This window comes from Bradyrhizobium sp. WSM4872, assembly GCF_055811715.1.
Genome location: NZ_JBVVPT010000009.1, coordinates 158,827 through 175,500, shown reverse-complemented (window position 1 = coordinate 175,500; position 16,674 = coordinate 158,827). Strand labels below are relative to the sequence as shown.

Genomic DNA, 16,674 nt, shown 5'->3' with positions numbered 1-16,674 from the left:
GATTCGTGCCACGAACGATGACGGCCCTGGATTGCGCTGCGCTCCATCCAGGCTACGCGTCCCAGCTACCCCAACAGCACCGCATCCGCCGCCGCGACCGACTCCGCGCTCTCCGTCACGGTTCGCTCGAGCGCGCCGGCCTGCACGGCGATGTTCTCGGCGAAGAAGCGCGCCAGCGAGACGTAGCGCGCGGCGTCCGTGATGCCATCGGATTTCGCGGCGAGCGCTTCGGACGCCAGCATGCAGCCGCCGAGCGTGGCGCCGAACTGTTGCAGATACGGCGTCGCGCCGGCCAGCGCCTCGTTCGGCGCGGACGCAACCCGCTCCAGCAGCCATTTGCTGGTGCGCGTCAGCGCCTCCAGTGCCTCGCGCAATTTAACGCCCGTGGTGCCGAAGGCGGGATCGTTGGAGGCTTCGACTTGCTTCACGATGGCCGAGAGTTCGTCGAGCAGCGCCCACACCGCTGCGCCGCCGTTGGTCGCGAGTTTTCGCGTGACGAGGTCGATGGCCTGGATGCCGTTGGTGCCCTCGTAGATCGCGGTGATGCGCGCATCGCGATAGTGCTGCGCCGCGCCTGTTTCCTCGATGAAGCCCATGCCGCCATGCACCTGCACGCCGAGATAGGCGACCTCGTTGCCGACATCGGTGGAATAGCCCTTGGCCATCGGCGTCAGCAGTGCCGCGCGCGCGGCAGCGTCGGCGCGGACCTTCGGATCCCTGGCGCGCGTCGAGACGTCGATCGCCACCGCGGTCGCATAGCAGATGGTGCGGGCCGCCGCGGTCTGCGCCCGCATCCGCATCAGCATGCGCTTGACGTCGGGATGCACGAAGATCGCATCGGAGCCGTCACCCTTCTTGCCGAGGGCACGGCCCTGCTTGCGCTCTTGTGCGTACGACAATGCCTGCTGATAGGCGCGGTCGGCGACACCGACGCCTTCGAGGCCGACGCCGAGGCGGGCCTGGTTCATCATCGTGAACATGCAGCGCATGCCCTGGTTCTCTTCGCCGACCAGGAAGCCGATCGCGCCGCCATGATCGCCCATGGTCATGGTGCAGGTGGGCGAGGCATGCATGCCGAGCTTGTGCTCGACGCCGGAGGCAAAAATGTCGTTGCGCGCACCGAGCGAGCCGTCTTCGTTGACCATGAATTTGGGAACGAGAAACAGCGATATCCCCTTGGTCCCGGCGGGCGCGTCCGGCAGACGCGCCAGCACGAAATGCACGATGTTGTCGGTCATGTCGTGCTCGCCATAGGTGATGAAGATCTTCGTCCCCTTGATGCGATAGGTGCCGTCGGCCTGCTTCTCGGCGCGGGTGCGCAGCGCGCCGACATCGGAGCCGGCCTGCGGCTCGGTCAGCTGCATCGTGCCGGTCCATTCGCCAGAGACGAGCTTCTCGAGATAGGTCTTCTTCAACTCGTCGCTGCCATGCGCGTCCAGCGCCTCCATCGCCGACGCCGTCAGCAACGGGCAGAGGCCGAAGGCGACGTTGGCGGCGCTCCAGATCTCGGTGCAGGCGGCGTTGATCGCGAGCGGCAGGCCCTGGCCGCCAAAATCCTCGGGGCCGGAGACCGCGTTCCAGCCGCCCTCGGTCCAGCGCCTGTAGGCATCCGGCCAGCCCGGCGCGGTCGTGACCTTTCCGTCGCTGAGCTTGATGCCGTGCTCGTCGCCCACCTTGTTGAGCGGCGCCAGCACGTCGGTCGCGAACTTGCCGGCTTCCTCCAGCACGGCGCTCACGATATCGCCGTCGAAATCGCCGTAATGGCCGGCCTCCATGGCAGCCTTCAGGCCGGCGCCGTGGGTGAGCGACAGCAGCATGTCAGAGATCGGCGCGCGGTAGGTCATGGCTCACTCCCATGGACAGTTCTTGGCCGCCGTATTCCCATGAAACGGGGGAGGTCTCAACTGTCAGGAGGGGTGGCGGAACGCCCGTCGGCAACGGGCTGGCGTAGCGCTCATATAAGGCATGACGCGGCGCCACCGGCCCCTGTGGTATTTTGCCCCTCCGGGCGGTTGAAATGCCGCGCCTCTCCCTATAGACCGGCACCACTCGAGGGAATCCGCGGACGCTCCTGTCGCCGCCGTTCCCCAGGGCCTGATGGGGCGTAGCCAAGCGGTAAGGCAGCGGATTTTGATTCCGCCATTCGGAGGTTCGATCCCTCCCGCCCCAGCCAGGTTGTGTAATTATATCAATGCGATATGAAAAGATCCGAAGTGCGATCGCAGGCCGTCCGAAAGGCTCAGTTGCACTCAGGTTCTTCGTGCACATTCTTCTGAGTACAACTGTCCACCTTTTGTATTTTGCGTACCGAAGTCGAGCGATGATAGGCCGACAATCGACTTCAACGTTGCATAGCGCGGGCTGTCGACACTGACCTCTTCATTCTGCGTGGCTCGAGGATTATCACTTGCAAGCTAAGAAGTATCAGGTTTTCGTTTCTTCGACTTACACCGACTTAGTTGAGGAGCGTCGCGAGGCTATCGAAGCTATTCTCGATCTCGATCATATTCCTGCGGGTATGGAGGGTTTCCCTGCGATCGACATGGAGCAATTTAAGTACATTCAACGGGTAATAGATCAGTGCGATTATTACGTGTTGTTGGTTGGTGCCCGATATGGCGCCGCTAGATTCTCAGTACGACGTGAAGTTTACTTACTTGGGCCAGCGTGGGGAAACGGTAAATTCGTCAATCAAAATGACGTGGCGAGAGATATTTGTCGGCATCGCCCCAAAGTTGTCGATACCGCAAGTGCCAAAGACCTGGCGATTTATCTGGAGCGCTATCTCAAGCAATCGGGGCGGTCTAATCGCAGCGGGATCGATCTCAACTCGGTCACCGCAGACCAGATCAGAGTACAGCTTGGAGCGTACGGTCTGATTAAGGAAATTCGTGGAACGAATACGAATGGTGGTTTGGGCGAATGGCTCCAGCTCACGGAGCTGGGTGACCGAATAATGAAAGAAGCGATGGTAGTCAAAGCGAAGGAAGCATGAGTCACTCGCTCGTTTCAGCGGAAACGCCTCAAGTGGCATACTGTCAGCGGCCCGCGGCCAGAAATTTCGTAGCTCGGTCGCACAACCCAGCCCCTATCCCTCGTATTGGTCCGGCTCCATCGCCCAGAACGACTGATCGTGGCCAGCCGCATAGTTCCGGTTGTTGATCGCCGGATTGCGATTGACCATCGGGCGCATGAACATCGGGTGGGTGGCGCTGCGCACTTCGTGCTCGACCGTGAACAGAGGCTTGCCGCTGTCGAGATCGACGATGTCGCAGAAGCGGTACTGGTACTGATTGTCCTCGCGCGAGACCAGATTGCGTGCGAGCAGCTTGCGGTACGGGCCGGAGAAATCGGTGATGTACATCTGCACATGGTGGCCGTCATAGTCGCCTTGGGGCCGATCGGTCTCGCGGAACAGCAGATGCTGGTCGCGGCCCGTTTTCACGGCGGCGACCGTGCCGTCGCCGTTCCACAGCTCTGATGGCATGCCCATGATCTCGGGGTAGAAGGCACAGATGCGCGCGGCGGATCCCACCGGCACGTCGAACTCGACATAGGGAATGCCGAGCGCGACGCGGCCGAAGCGCGCGGCGTCGGGCTCGTAGCAGCGCAGGCGGTTGCCCCACGGACAAATCGCCTCGACATGGTCGTTGTGCTCGGCGAAGGCGAACGCAGTGCCCTCGAGCTTCTTTGCGACCGACGCCAGCCGGGCGAGCAGCGCCTCGCGGCCCGCGATGACCAGTCCGGTATGGCCGCGCAACACCTGCGGCCTGCCGCTCGGCAAATGAAACTGGCTGCGGCCGGCATTGATCCACATGTTGGTGTCGGACACCATCAGATAGGGATCGCGGGTGAGCCCGAGGCCTGTGACGTAGAACAGCGTGGCGAGGCGCTGGTCCGGGACCTGGATGTTGACGTGCTCGAAATGGATCGCGTTGCCGAGATCTTCTTTGGAGCGATCGAATTGTTGCGGCATGGATGAGGCTCTGATGGGGGAGGGACAGGTCCATACTAGAGCACAATTTCCGCCAGTCGAAATGATTCGCCGATCACATCTTGAGGGCAGGGCATGGCTTGAGGGAAGGGCGTGGCGTCCGTTGCCACCTTGCCGCAAATGCCAATCCCTGTAAGCTGACAAAAAGCACAAAGGAAGAGATCGATGGGAGGGGTTCTGGACGGCGTCCGGGTTCTCGATTTCGGGCGCTATATCGCGGGGCCCTATTGCGCGACCTTGCTGGCCGAATTCGGCGCCGAGGTCATTCGCGTCGAGAAGCGCGACGGCAGCGAGGATCGCTTCGTGGCGCCGGTGGGCGAGGGCGGCGAAGGTGCGCTGTTTCTTCAGGTCAATCGCAACAAGAAGTGCCTCACGCTCGATCCGATGAAGCCGGAAGGGCAGGAGGTGATGCGCCGGCTGATTGCGACCGCGGACGTGGTCGTCGCCAATCTACCGCCGCAGACCTTGCGCGCGATGAAGCTCGATTACGACTCGCTGAAGGCGATCAAGCCGGACATCATCCTGACGACGGCCACCGCGTTCGGCGGGCCGGGGCCATGGTCCGACCGCGTCGGCTTCGACGGCGTCGGCCAGGTCATGTCGGGCTCGGTGTACATGACGGGCGTAGGCGATCCGCCCTACCGGGCCGCGGTCAACTGGGTTGATTTCGGGACCGCGCTGCATTGCGCGTTCGGCACGCTCGCCGCGCTGATCGAGCGCGGCAAATCCGGGCGCGGGCAGATCGTCGAGGGCGCATTGCTCGCAACCGCCTTGTCCTTCACCAATGCCACGCTGATCGAGCAGGCCGTCATCAACGTCAATCGGGTGCCGACAGGCAATCTCGGCCAGACCGCGGCGCCCGCCGACATCTACCGCACCAGGGACGGCTGGGTGCTGTGCCAGGTCACGGGGCATCCGCTGTTCAAGCGCTGGGCGAAACTGATGGGCGAGGAAGAGTTGTGGCTGGGCGATCCGCGCTTTGCCGACGACATCAGCCGCGGCAACAACGGCCCTGTCATCAGCGAGCGGATGGCGCGCTGGTGCGCCGAGCGCACCACGCAGGAAGCGGTCGACACCCTGGGCAAGGCCATGATTCCGACCGGCCCCGTGCTGAGCCCGCAACAAGCGCTGGATCATCCGCACATCCGCGCCGCCGGCTTCATGCAGGACGTCGACTATCCCGGTCTGCCGAAGCCCGCACCAGTGTCGCGGGCCGCCGTCCGCCTCTCGGAAACGCCCGGCGAGATCGCGACGCGTCCGCCGACGCTCGGCGAGCATACCGACCTTATCCTGAGCGAGCTCGGCTACGACAAGGCCGCCATCGCGGCGCTCCGGCAAGGCGGCATCGTCTAGCGGTGAACAACGGTGTCCGCACGGCGGCTTGCCGTCGTGATCGCCGCGCTTTGCCGCACGTTGAGCAATTGCTGCAACGCCCGGGCATCGGCCGGCGCCGCGCTCTTCTGGTCGTTGTCGAAATAGACATAGACGTCGCAGCCCTGCCGCTTCCAGGACTTGATGCGCCGCGCCCATTGCGCCAGCGCGGGTTTCGTATAGTGCCCGTGATAACGCCCGCTGGGCCCGTGTCCGCGCACATAGACGAAGTCCGCCGTGCGCTTCCATGGCGCGGGCGCATCGTGATGATCGGACAGGCACAGCGACATGTTCTCGTCGGCCAGCATCCGCAAGATGCGCGGCTGATACCAGCTCGGATGACGGAATTCGAAACTGTAACGCCGCTTCCGCGACAACAGCTTGAAGAAACCGGCGAGGCGGTCCGCGTCGGCCTCGAATTGCGGCGGCAGCTGGAACAGGATCGGGCCGGCCTTGCCGCCGAGCCGTGAGATGCGATCCTCGAGCAGTTCGAGGCTGTTCACCGAGCGATCCGACAGGCGCTTCCAATGCGTGATGAATTTTGAGGCCTTCCAGGCAAAGACGAAATCGCGGCCGGTCTGCTCCCGCCACCCCTCGACGGCCTCCGGCGTCGGGGTGCGGTAGAACACCCCGTTCAGCTCGGTGGTGTCGAACTGTCCGGCGTAGTAGCTCAGCTGCTGCTTCAGCGTCACGCCCTCGGGAAAGAACGGGCCTCGCCAGGAGGCGTAATGCCAGCCGGAAGTTCCGATCAGAACGCGCGCCATGTTTGACGTGTCCATCCGTTGCGATTTGCCGGATTGGGAACGTCCGTGCGGCCGATACGTTGCTCGTGAGCTTGATCAACGCAGGACCGGAACCGATGTACGCGCTGTTCGAAGGCAACAAGCAGATCGGCGACCCCTTTCCCTCCGAGAAGGAGGTGTGGGAAGCCGCCTTGATCGAGGGGCTGGTGACCGACGTGCCGGTCGCGGACGAGGAGGGCGGCCGGCTTCTGCCCGCCGGCTATCACGTCGCGCAGGTCGAGGAGACGTTCGAGCCGAAGCCGGGCTGGAAGCTGCCGCGCGAGATTTCTTGAGCGCGCCTAGTTCGAGGCCAGCGCCGCCTTGTTTGAAGCCAGCGCCGCCTTGGCGACTTCCGCCATCCAGCTCGATGCCACCGGCAGGATCGCGTCGTTGAAATCATAGCGCGGGCCGTGCAACTCGGCGCCATCACGCAATTCGCCGTTGCCGATCCAGACGAAGGCGCCGGGGCGCCGCGAGAGATAATGGGCGAAATCCTCACCGGCCATGCTGGGCGCGAGGTCGCGCCGCAACTCGGCCCGCACCTTGTTCGCGGCGAGGCGCGCGAGATCTGCCTCGGCCGCCGTGTTGATCACGACGCCGACGCCAATGACGATCTCGGGCGTCACCTTGACGCCGAAGCTCGTGGCAATCCCGGCGCAGATCTGTTCGATCCGCGCCACGACGGTGTCCTTTACCGCATCGCGATGGTAGCGCAGCGTGCCGCCGATTGAAACGCGTCCGGCGATTTGGTTGCGTGCCGTGCCGCCTTCGAGCGTGCAGAGCGAGAGCACAGCGGTGTCGAGCGGATCGACGCTGCGTGACACGATCGATTGCAGCGCCACGATCAGATGCCCGGCCGCCATCACCGGATCGCGCGTCAGATGCGGCATGCCGGCGTGACCGGCATGGCCATCGATGGTGATGCTGACGCGCCCGCCGGAGGCCATGACGACGCCGTCATGGACCGCGATGGTGCCGGCGGCAAGGCCCGGCCAGTTGTGAAAGCCGAACACCCGCTGCATCGGAAAGCGCTCGAACAGGCCGGCCGCGACCATCGCGCGCGAGCCGCCAAAGCCTTCCTCGGCCGGCTGGAAGATGAAATCGACCGTCCCGCTCCAGCTGGTGTCGGCGGCGAGCAGCGCGGCGGCGCCGAGCAGCGAAGCGGTATGCCCGTCATGGCCGCAGGCATGCATCACACCGGGATTTTGCGAAGCGTAAGCTAGGCCCGTATCTTCGGTGATCGGCAGCGCATCCATGTCGGCGCGCAGGCCGACGCGGCCCTGGGCGCGGCCGCGCGTCAGGGTCGCGACGATGCCGTGACCGCCAACGCCTGACACGAAGGGAATGCCGAGCTCGGTGAGCTTTTCTTGCACGAAAGCGGCGGTAGCTTTCTCCTGGAGGGACAGTTCGGGATGCGCATGCAAATGCCGGCGCCACGCGGTCAGTTTCTGGTGAAGCTCGGGGCTCAAGGCGGGATTCTCTCGGATTGTGTGTCGGCGTCGACACCATAGCCGAATAACCGCAGCTTGCATCAAGCGTCAGCGAATGCCTCGCGTGCAGCAACGCGATCTTATCCTTGAAGCCTGGCTGTGAGAGGGAGGGCCGGCAGAGGGATCGATGGCCGGGCCTCTTGCCATCTGGTCCAGATCGCGGTTCTCAAGGCTTCCGTTCGTCGTGCAGCTATTCCGCCGCTCGTTTTCCGGCTGCCAGGAACGGGGCGGCAGTTTCCGAGTTCCACGTGTCGGATAGAAGATCGTACCCAAGTCCCTTTAAGCGTTCATAGGCTTGCTCCACGGCCTTCCGCGCAAGCTCCTTGTCCTCATCCGTTGCCGTTCCGGGAGCGATGGGATCGCCTGTCCATGTCGTGATCGTCACTGCTTCCAAGCTCCAATCCCGGAAAGGATTCTTGCAGTACATCTCCCAAAGGTTAGGAAGATGTTCGATCAGGTTTCTTGGGAGATAAAACCTTTCTTCAATTGCGCTCGCGACATCTATCCTGACCGGCGTTCCAACGCGCTCGATCGATGAGATGTGAATTGATTCGCCGACCACTGCTTCGTTGCGATTCCAACTCACGAGCCGCTCGCGCCGCAGCAGCGGTGGCGGTAGGTTTCCAACGGCGCGAACGGCAATTGGGAAAAGTCGGTACGGTCCAGCCCGTGAATCATGTTGAAGAGGTTGTCCCGCGAGGCTTGGTCCCGGAAGAGGTGCGAAGGCGAAGTCGAGGATAGGAAAGTCGGCATAGTGATGCAGAAGTCGCTTAATCATCCAGTCGAACGTCACATCGTCGAGCTGCCGCGGTCCTCGATTGCGCTCCAGATCGCTGAAAAAACCTCCCCCGACATCTGCGTGCACGCCCGGGAACCAAACCTGCTCGGTGACAGAGTTGCTGACTCGAAATTTGCTCTGCCGCCACACGTTGGCCGCGAACTGGAGCCTGCTCTCGTCAATCGCCAAGGCATGCAAATTGAGTTTCACGATCGGGGAAAGAAGAACGTCGTGAAACTCGTAGCGTTCCCTATTGACCCGCCAAAATGAGGATAATGGGACGCCGAGAGCGCCAACAGTATCGAACACACCGACGCATGCGATCCGGAGGTCGCTCGGCGAATGCACATACGTGTCGAGCTGCGCCTTGATCCCCGGAAACCGATCGTTGGCCGCCATAGCATAGTAGTCCCATGCCTTCTGCTCCAGATCGGGGGTACAGTTTTGGGCCTTCAAGAGGCCCGCTGATGTCAGGAATCCCACGACTGAGCGCGCGGTATAGGCGCCTCTCGAGAATCCGAAGATAAAGATCTCGCTTCCAGGTACATAGTATTGCGAAAGGAATTTGTACGCGCGGCGAACATTTTGGTCCACGCCGCGCCCCAGAGCTCCGCCCGTGTAGCGGCTAAATCCTGATCCGGTGCCCACGCCGCGCTCGTAGAAAATGAAATAGTCGCAATCGCGGAATTTGCACGCTCCGAATTGCACGAGTCCACTGTCGGCCTTGTCGACGGCTTCGATCGAGCGAGGGACGTAGAATTCGGATGTTACGCTGCGCGAAATGACATCGCGCAACCTGACGATATTGGTGTCTTGATCGGTCTCGGCATCCTCGTTCCAGGTGCCATCCAGTAGGAGCACGAGCCTCCGGGGCGGACTCATTGCAAGTTCATCATCGGTTGGCGAAGTCTATCATAGACAATGATGATTTTCGCCAGCTGGCATATGTTCTCGACATAACCCTCCACTGGGTGGTCGTTCCTATCATTGAGTATGACATAGAGTTTGGATGGCCCGGATCCCTGCAACTCGATAGGAAGTTGTTTGGAATGGAGGATCGGAGAGTAGTCCACGAGAAGGTTTCTGCTCATCTTTCCGTTTTGAGTATAAAAGAATGCCGTGATCGTCTCGGACACATCATCTCTGAGCATGATTGTGTGGTCGCAAGAGGCGTCACTGCGACCAGAGAATGCCGGTAGCAAAATCAATGCGAGCGTGACGACCAGAAACAATCTGAGACGGAGCCGGGGCGCGCAAGAATGAAATTGACGAAGGCAATAGGGCAGCACCATCCCCTCCGAATATGCCTGAAATAGTCGCGTGGCGATGAAAGGCTATTTTCCTTTTGGCTTTTCTTGAGGTTGAGGCGGCCGCGCGTCTTCAAGACCGCGCTGATAGCCTCTCCTGTAAGCGCGCCGAAGGGCGTCTTCCGTCATCTGATCCGAACTGCGGGGAAACAGATCGTGCAGGGCTTGATCGATTTCCTTGGATGATGGCTCGGCGTAAGCTCGTTGCATTGAAAGCTGCACAACGAGCAAGCCGAGAACGATAAGCAATGCTCTCATCGCAAATCTCGCAATATCATACGTGTGTAAAATCAACTCATGGTAGCGACTTGGATGCAACTCGTCGAGTGCAATCTTACATGGAATATTGAGGCCCCGGACCGGCGACAGTGCACGTTGAGGGACCCTCGCCGCGAGATAAAGAGTTCCGATCGGCCGCTTTGCCCAGCTCCCCTGAACCAGAGACGGGCGGATCCGCGCTACGCCGACAGCTTCGCCAGCCCATTCCAGTCGAAGCTGATGCCGTGGCCGATCCGGTCCGGCGCGAGCGCCAGCCCGTCCTGCAGCACCAGCGGATGCTCGATATATTTGTCGAGCCCAAAACCGTGCGCCTCCAGATACGACCGGTTCGGGCAGGCTGCGAGCAGGTGCACGGTGATGTCGTGCGCGCCGTGGCTGGTGACGGGAAGGTTGAACGCTTCCGCCAGCCGCGCGATCTTCATGAAGGCGGAGACGCCGCCGCAATTGGTGACGTCAGGCTCGGGATAGGACACCGCGCCCGCGACGATGTAGTTCTTGAACTCCCACAGCGAACGCAAATTCTCGCCCGCCGCGATCGGCACGCCGCCGACCTGCATGATGCGAGCATGGCCCGCGATATCGTCGGGAATGATCGGCTCCTCGAGCCAGGTGAGGTCGTAGGGTTGGAACGCCCGGGCGGCGCGGATCGCTTCCTCGACCGTCCATTTCATGTTGGCATCCACCATCAGCGGAAAGCCGTCGCCGAGATGTTGCCGCATCGCCGCGACCCGGGCGACATCCGATTTGAGATCGGGGCGGCCGGCTTTCATCTTGATCGCGCGAAAACCCTTGGCGAGATTGCCATCGGTCTGCTCCAGCAGCGCCTCGACCGAGAGATCGAGGTCGATGCCGCCGGCATAGCAAGGCACGCGCGCATCGAAGCCGCCGAGCAATCGATACAGCGGCAATTGCGCGCGCCGCGCCTTCAAATCCCACAGCGCGATGTCGAGTGCCGAGAGCGTCAGCACCGCCGGCCCGCCCCGCCCGCCGTAATGCAACGCCCACCAGACCTGATGCCAGATCGCCTCGGTGTCATCGGCCTCGCGGCCTTCGACCAGCGGCGGGATCTCGCGCTTGAGGATGTCGGCGACGGCACCGCCATTGCGCCCGACCGTGTAGGTGTAGCCGACGCCCTCGGCGCCATCGGCATCGCGCACCCGGCAGGTGATCAGTTCGAACGCTGCGATGTCGCCGTGGGTCGAATCGGAGAGCATGACGGGGAGAGGGATCCGGTAGAATCCGGTCTCGATGTTTGAAATGCGCGGCATGATTTTCTCCCTGCGTTTTCTTTGCAGGCTAGACCGACGGTCGCGCCGCGGCAATGCGGTCGTTGCGACATCGCGGCGCATCTTGGGCAAGATCCCGTTGAGCTAGTGCGCCGGCGCGCCGGCGGCCGGTCGCCGCGAAGCGTCCTCGGCAAGCTGCTGACCTTGAGCGAGCCTGCGCTCGATCATGCCCATCACGGTGGTCACGTCTTCGAAGGCGCGCGAATGCGCTTGTCCCTGTAAGCGGGTGATGTCGAATACCAGAATATTGGCCCGCGCCAGTTCGTCCTTGTAAGGCTCTTCCTCCGCGTTGACATCGCCGAGCCGGGTGAGGCCGCCCGCGATCGACTTCGACAGCTTCAGCGCACCGTCATCCTGCGACAGGAAGAGCGCGAAGCGCGGCCGCGACGATCCCATTTCCTGCATCTGTTCGCGAAACGCTGCGAAGTCGACATCGGGGGCCACCATAGCCACGTTCCTGATCTTGCCGCCGACCTTCCCAGTCCGGCGTGCCCTGGCCTGGAGGGCATTCAGCGTGATCAGGCAGCCCATGGAATGGCAGAGCACGGTGACCTCGCGGATTGCGGGGTTGAGCGCCACCTGCTCGATCAGCCCGTCGAGCGATCCGACGGATTCACGGGCGACCTCGCCGTCGCGCTCATAGGCGCGCAATCCGACCAGGCCTTGCGAGGGCCAAGAGAACAGGATCGGGATCACCGGGGCTCGCGAGTCCTGGACGATTTGCGCGAAGCGATAGACCGCATCGTCGAAGCGGTTGTTGAAGCCGTGGACGAAGATCATCGCCTTGCTGCGGCGGGTCTTCTTGGCGACACTGTTGATGGCGGTATTGAAGCCGGCCCTGTCGAGGTAGTCGGCCGACACCGTGACGAACTCGCGGCGCGGATCGCCGGGCGGCACCGTCGGCCACTGGATCGCTCCGACCACGCGGGCCTCGTCAGGCGGAATTGAGACAGAGACCATCGCGTAGGACATCGCGGCGGCACGTTCGCGGCTGAACATGTCGCCAGTGTCGACGGCAGCGCGCTCGCGGGTCGTCGCAACAAGCACCGGAACACGCGACGTGCTCTCCGCGGCCTCGACCGGAACGAGCACGCCCTGCAAGGGGCGTCCTGCGCAGGACGCGCACGCCAAAAACACCATCAGGGTGCCCACGACGTGCCAATGGCTGCGGGGGAGGACCTCCGAACTCATACTGCGGCGAAGGATGGCAATGGGCCGTTGCCTCTGGTTTGCAATCTGCCGGCAGAGGATAACCTTCGGGCCCGACCTCGCTTGATCTAGATCAAGCACGGTCCGTGACGAATTGCTTTGGCATCCTACTACCGCATCGTCGCGAGCTGCACAGCCAGCGCGCAGGCGCGGTCATATTCGTCGAGATTGATCCATTCGTCGATCGTGTGCGCCTCGTTCTGGCCGGCGCCGAAGGTGACGGTCGGAACGCCGTGGCGGACCATCCAGTTGGCATCGAGGCCGCCATTGGCGGTGCGCACGTTCGGGGTGCCGCCGACGGCGGACACGGCCGCCACCGCGCGTTTGACGACGGGAAGGTTGTCCTTCATGCGGAACGGGAAATAATGGGTCTCGGCCTTGAACTTGACCTTGCCGGATTTGCCTTGCGCGTTGGTGACCTTCTTGGCCGCCTTCTCGAACGCGGCCTTGTAGGCTTTGGTGATCTCCTTGAAAAACTTTCCGTCGTGGCTGCGGCTTTCGCCGCGCACATGCACGTAGTCGGTGACAACATTGGTGGCGTCGCCCGCAGGCCGCCCCTCGCCGCCGGTGACGGGGCCGACATTGCTGGTGCCTTGCTGCTTGCGCTTGACCACCTTGCCGAACCAGCCGCTGGCCTTCACGTCGGCCAGTGCAAGCGCGAGGATCATGGTCGAGGAGATGCCGCGCTCCGGCGCGACGCCGGCATGCGAGGCGCGGCCGAAGATCTCGACGGTCCAGCGATCCGCACCGACCGCACCGATGACGACGTTGGAAGCCGAGCCGCCGTCATAGTTGAACGCCATCACCGGCGAGCCGAGCTCGTCGAGCTTGACGTGGCGCGCGCCGTAAAGCCCGCTCTCCTCGCGGACGCAGAACAAAAGCGTGATCGGCGGATGATCGAGCTTCTGCTTTTCGAGCTCGGCTGCCAGCGTCACCAGCACGCCGCAGCCGCAGCGGTTGTCGCCGCCGAGTGCGGTCTTGGCATCATTGACGATCTTGCGGCCCGACTTCTTCGGCCTGGCGCCGGCGCACAGCGGCACGGTGTCCATGTGGGTCATGAACATGATGCGCGGCTGGTTGTGCAGCGCGCCGCGGCCGGGCAGGTCGACGATGAGGTTGCCGGTCTCGGTCGGCACGGGAATGCGGGTATTGGCGTCGTCGAGCCGGATCGCCTTCGCCGGAACGCCGCTCTCCTTCAGCGCAGCCGTGAGCTCACGCCCGATCGCGGCCTCCTGTCCGGTGACGCCCTCGACGGCGAGAAAGCGCATGAGGCGGTCGGTGGCGGCCTTGGTGTCGACAGGCATGAGATGTCCCCTTGATGCAGGGCTCTACTCTATCGCCGGTCTTGGCGAGGTATAGACCAAAAAAATCAGCGCGCCGACGCCAAGCATGGCTGCCATGAACAGCAGCACCGCCGGCAGCCCCGCGAAGGCGGCCACCGCGCCGGTGACCGACTGCATCAGCGCCGCGCCGAGGAAGAAGGCGAGGTTGATCGCCGCGAGCGCCTTGCCCGCGACCTGTGCGTCGACCAGCTGCCGCGACATGCCGAACAGCAGCGGCTGCGCCGAGGTCGCCAAGCCAATGAGCACGAACAGCACGAGGTCGTATTGCGGCGGCATCACGGGAAGGCCGAGCAGCATCGAGACGGCATAGTGCGGCGCCCCTAACGCCATCAGCGCCAGCAGCAATGCGCCGACCAGGTGCGTTCCGGCCACCAGCGCGCGGCGGCGGCCGATCCTGCGGTCGATCATGCCGACGAGAAGCGGACCGGCAATCATCGCGAGCGTGAACGCGCCGAGCTGGTTGCCGGCCTCGACCCGCGACAATCCCTTGACCTGCATCAGCCACGGTCCGCCCCACAGGCCGCGCAGCACCAGCGATGTCGCGAGCGACACCAGCGCCAGCGCGATCAGGCCGCGCAAGGGCCGCGACAATCCCAGCCTGAGCACCTCGATCATCTGCGACAGCGGCGAGGATTCGTCCTTGTGCTCGGCGGGCTGGCTCGGCACCAGCAGGAACACCGCGAGTGCCACGGCGACGCCGCCGAGGCCTGCGATCCAGAACCCGGCGCGCCAGCCGTAGGTGTCGACCACGAAAGCGAGCGGGCTCGACGACAACAGCATGCCGATATTGCCGATCGAGAGGATCGCGCCCGACCACAGCCCGAAGCGCGCGGCCGACAATTGCTTGGCCGCCAATGTCATCGGGCACATCAGCATGCCGGAGGTGGCGACGCCCAGCAGCACCTGTCCGACCGCGAAGCTTTCGGGTCCCGTCGCGAACCCGGACGCGATGGCGCCGACCACGGTTCCCGCGAGCAGGCTCAGCGACACCGGCCGCACGCCAAAGCGGTCCATCGCCGCGCCGACCGGGATCTGCGCGGCCGCAAACGCGAACGGGTAGACCGAGGTGAGGCTCGCCAGCGCCTGCGGTTCGATGCCGAAATCCGCCGCCATCAGGTCGAGGCTGACCGCCGGAATGGTGCGCAGCAAGGTCGAGAGCATGTGCCCGCAGGCGAGCGCGAGCAACGCAAGGATCAGCGCGCGGGTGGCTCCCGCGTCGTGGGTGGCGGCGGTGGTCATGGGCGTTCCGTCCCGGCAAGGTTTCGGGTGGGGTTACATGATTGGCGGGTGCATGCCAACATCGGGACCGCCATGCCCGCAATGCCATGGACGCACAAGGCGATGGACACGCAAGGCAATGGGCACGCAAGGCAAGTGACATCATGTATCTCGGCATCGACCTCGGCACCTCCGCCGTCAAAATCGTTCTGGTCGACGACGCGCAGCGCGTGGTGGCGAGCCGCAGCCGGTCGCTGACGGTCAACTCGCCGCGTCCCGGCCATTGCGAGCAGGACCCGGCGCAGTGGATCGAAGCCACCTTCGCGACGCTGGACGCCTTGACGGCAGATCACGCGCGCGAACTGGCCGCGGTCGAGGGCATCGGCCTGTCCGGCCAGATGCACGGCGCGACGCTGCTCGACGCCGGTCACGCGCCATTGCGGCCCTGCATTCTCTGGAATGACGGACGGTCCTTTGCGGAATGCGCCGAGCTGGAGCGGCGCTGGCCCGCCTTGCGGACGACGACAGGCAACAAGGCGATGCCGGGATTCACCGCGCCAAAACTGCTTTGGGTCGCCAGGCACGAACCGGAGATCTTCGCGGCGACAAAACTCGTGCTGCAACCAAAGGCCTATCTGCGCCTGGTGCTGACGGGCGAGGCGATCGAGGATGTCTCGGACGCCTCGGGTTCGCTGTGGCTCGATGTTAACAGCCGCGATTGGTCGGATGAGGGGCTCGCCGCGACCGCACTATCGCGCCGGCAGATGCCGCGCCTCGTCGAGGGCTGCGCGCCGTCGGCACGGCTGCGGAGCGAGTTGGCGCAGCGCTGGGGCATGACCAGGCGGCCGATGATCGCCGGCGGGGCCGGCGACAATCCGGCAGGAGCCGTCGGCATCGGCGCCATCAATCCCGGCGCAGCCTTCATTTCGCTCGGAACCTCCGGCGCATTGCTGGTGCCGACCGAGACGATCGCGGCCAACCCGGAGCGGGTCGTGCACACGTTCTGTCACGCCGTCCCGAATAGATGGATTCAAGCCGGCGCGATCCTGTCTGCGGCTTCGTGCCTGGCCTGGATCGCGCGGCTGTTGGGGACCTCTGAGGCCGACCTGCTGGCGCCGCTCGGGTTGCGCCCGAGCGCGCCGTCGCCGGTCAGCTTCCTGCCGTATCTCTCCGGCGAACGCACCCCGCACGATGACCCGGATGTGCGCGGCATGCTCGATGGCCTCAGTCACGCCACCGATCGTGACGCGATCGTGCAGGCCGTGCTCGAAGGCGTCGCCTTCGCGCTTGCCGATTGCCGGGACGTTCTCGCCGAGACTGGACTGGTGATCGCGGAGGCCGATGTCATCGGCGGCGGTTCGCGGTCGCGGTTCTGGTTGTCGGTGCTGGCCAATGTCCTGAACATGCCGGTGCATCGCTTTGCCGACGGCGAGACGGGCGCGGCGTTTGGTGCGGCGCGGCTCGGCCGCCTCGCCGTCACCGGGGAGGCGATCGATGCCGTCTGCACCGCGCCACGGCGCGTCGAGACGTTCGAGCCCGACCGCGCGCTTGCACAAGCCTATGCCGAACGGCTTCCGCAATGGCGTCGCCTGTACCGGCCGCGGCGCTGATCGCGAT

The 16,674-nt window shown here is 63.8% G+C and carries 14 protein-coding genes and 1 tRNA gene; 5 read left to right on the top strand and 10 right to left on the bottom strand.

The annotated features are described in order from the left end of the window. Window positions 1-65 precede the first annotated feature (65 nt). Window positions 66-1,844, bottom strand: a complete 1,779-nt coding sequence (locus AC0L3C_RS15460) for an acyl-CoA dehydrogenase (protein WP_473408393.1) — start codon at window positions 1,842-1,844, stop codon at window positions 66-68. A gap of 254 nt (window positions 1,845-2,098) precedes the next feature. On the opposite strand from AC0L3C_RS15460, the gene AC0L3C_RS15455 reads away from it, so the two are divergent. Both AC0L3C_RS15455 and AC0L3C_RS15450 read left to right on the top strand, forming a co-directional pair. Next, window positions 2,099-2,173 (top strand) — tRNA-Gln (locus AC0L3C_RS15455). 234 nt (window positions 2,174-2,407) lie between these two features. Continuing rightward, complete coding sequence (locus AC0L3C_RS15450; RefSeq protein WP_473265197.1) at window positions 2,408-2,995, top strand: DUF4062 domain-containing protein; 588 nt, start codon at window positions 2,408-2,410, stop codon at window positions 2,993-2,995. Between the two features lie 93 nt (window positions 2,996-3,088). Here the strand turns inward: AC0L3C_RS15450 and AC0L3C_RS15445 are convergent, their stop codons facing one another. Beyond that, the gene (locus tag AC0L3C_RS15445) at window positions 3,089-3,976 is read right to left on the bottom strand and encodes a hypothetical protein (RefSeq protein WP_473408392.1); all 888 of its coding nucleotides are present in this window, start codon (window positions 3,974-3,976) and stop codon (window positions 3,089-3,091) included. Between the two features lie 183 nt (window positions 3,977-4,159). Between AC0L3C_RS15445 and AC0L3C_RS15440 the strand changes: the two genes are divergently transcribed. Continuing rightward, entirely contained in the window at window positions 4,160-5,347 is a 1,188-nt protein-coding gene (locus AC0L3C_RS15440) for a CaiB/BaiF CoA transferase family protein (protein WP_473408391.1), read from the top strand. Here AC0L3C_RS15440 and AC0L3C_RS15435 read toward each other — a convergent pair. After that, window positions 5,344-6,129, bottom strand: coding sequence for a DUF72 domain-containing protein (locus AC0L3C_RS15435; RefSeq protein ID WP_473408390.1), 786 nt, complete (start codon window positions 6,127-6,129; stop codon window positions 5,344-5,346). The two genes, AC0L3C_RS15440 and AC0L3C_RS15435, sit on opposite strands and share 4 nt — an antisense overlap. Window positions 6,130-6,194: 65 nt before the next feature. Here AC0L3C_RS15435 and AC0L3C_RS15430 point away from each other — a divergent pair, with 65 nt between their 5' ends. After that, entirely contained in the window at window positions 6,195-6,440 is a 246-nt protein-coding gene (locus AC0L3C_RS15430; RefSeq protein WP_247496821.1) for a hypothetical protein, read from the top strand. 6 nt (window positions 6,441-6,446) lie between these two features. Here the strand turns inward: AC0L3C_RS15430 and AC0L3C_RS15425 are convergent, their stop codons facing one another. The 7 genes from AC0L3C_RS15425 to AC0L3C_RS15395 form a co-directional block, all read right to left on the bottom strand. Then, complete coding sequence (locus tag AC0L3C_RS15425; protein ID WP_473408389.1) at window positions 6,447-7,616, bottom strand: amidohydrolase; 1,170 nt, start codon at window positions 7,614-7,616, stop codon at window positions 6,447-6,449. Window positions 7,617-7,827: 211 nt separating this feature from the next. Then, window positions 7,828-9,276: a DUF2235 domain-containing protein gene (locus AC0L3C_RS15420; RefSeq protein WP_473408388.1), complete on the bottom strand. Its 1,449-nt coding sequence runs from the start codon at window positions 9,274-9,276 to the stop codon at window positions 7,828-7,830. Between the two features lie 473 nt (window positions 9,277-9,749). Further along, the gene (locus AC0L3C_RS15415) at window positions 9,750-9,980 is read right to left on the bottom strand and encodes a hypothetical protein (RefSeq protein WP_473408387.1); all 231 of its coding nucleotides are present in this window, start codon (window positions 9,978-9,980) and stop codon (window positions 9,750-9,752) included. 200 nt (window positions 9,981-10,180) lie between these two features. Then, on the bottom strand, window positions 10,181-11,269 hold the full coding sequence (locus tag AC0L3C_RS15410; RefSeq protein WP_473408386.1) for a mandelate racemase/muconate lactonizing enzyme family protein: 1,089 nt from the start codon (window positions 11,267-11,269) through the stop codon (window positions 10,181-10,183). Between the two features lie 102 nt (window positions 11,270-11,371). After that, entirely contained in the window at window positions 11,372-12,379 is a 1,008-nt protein-coding gene (locus AC0L3C_RS15405; protein ID WP_473408427.1) for an alpha/beta hydrolase, read from the bottom strand. A 227-nt stretch (window positions 12,380-12,606) separates the two neighbouring features. Then, the gene (locus AC0L3C_RS15400) at window positions 12,607-13,800 is read right to left on the bottom strand and encodes a M20/M25/M40 family metallo-hydrolase (protein ID WP_473408385.1); all 1,194 of its coding nucleotides are present in this window, start codon (window positions 13,798-13,800) and stop codon (window positions 12,607-12,609) included. A gap of 24 nt (window positions 13,801-13,824) precedes the next feature. Beyond that, on the bottom strand, window positions 13,825-15,078 hold the full coding sequence (locus AC0L3C_RS15395; RefSeq protein WP_473408384.1) for an MFS transporter: 1,254 nt from the start codon (window positions 15,076-15,078) through the stop codon (window positions 13,825-13,827). A 143-nt stretch (window positions 15,079-15,221) separates the two neighbouring features. Here AC0L3C_RS15395 and xylB point away from each other — a divergent pair, with 143 nt between their 5' ends. Further along, on the top strand, window positions 15,222-16,667 hold the full coding sequence (xylB, locus tag AC0L3C_RS15390) for a xylulokinase (RefSeq protein WP_473408426.1): 1,446 nt from the start codon (window positions 15,222-15,224) through the stop codon (window positions 16,665-16,667). The last annotated feature ends 7 nt before the right edge of the window (window positions 16,668-16,674 follow it).

Bases quoted from the DNA above. Each gene is read 5' to 3' on its own strand.
- AC0L3C_RS15460 (WP_473408393.1), bottom strand. From the start codon at position 1,844: ATGACCTACCGCGCGCCGATCTCTGACATGCTGCTGTCGCTCACCCAC.
- AC0L3C_RS15445 (WP_473408392.1), bottom strand. From the start codon at position 3,976: ATGCCGCAACAATTCGATCGCTCCAAAGAAGATCTCGGCAACGCGATC.
- AC0L3C_RS15440 (WP_473408391.1), top strand. From the start codon at position 4,160: ATGGGAGGGGTTCTGGACGGCGTCCGGGTTCTCGATTTCGGGCGCTAT.
- AC0L3C_RS15435 (WP_473408390.1), bottom strand. From the start codon at position 6,129: ATGGCGCGCGTTCTGATCGGAACTTCCGGCTGGCATTACGCCTCCTGG.
- AC0L3C_RS15415 (WP_473408387.1), bottom strand. From the start codon at position 9,980: ATGAGAGCATTGCTTATCGTTCTCGGCTTGCTCGTTGTGCAGCTTTCA.
- AC0L3C_RS15410 (WP_473408386.1), bottom strand. From the start codon at position 11,269: ATGCCGCGCATTTCAAACATCGAGACCGGATTCTACCGGATCCCTCTC.
- AC0L3C_RS15400 (WP_473408385.1), bottom strand. From the start codon at position 13,800: ATGCCTGTCGACACCAAGGCCGCCACCGACCGCCTCATGCGCTTTCTC.
- AC0L3C_RS15395 (WP_473408384.1), bottom strand. From the start codon at position 15,078: ATGACCACCGCCGCCACCCACGACGCGGGAGCCACCCGCGCGCTGATC.
- xylB (WP_473408426.1), top strand. From the start codon at position 15,222: ATGTATCTCGGCATCGACCTCGGCACCTCCGCCGTCAAAATCGTTCTG.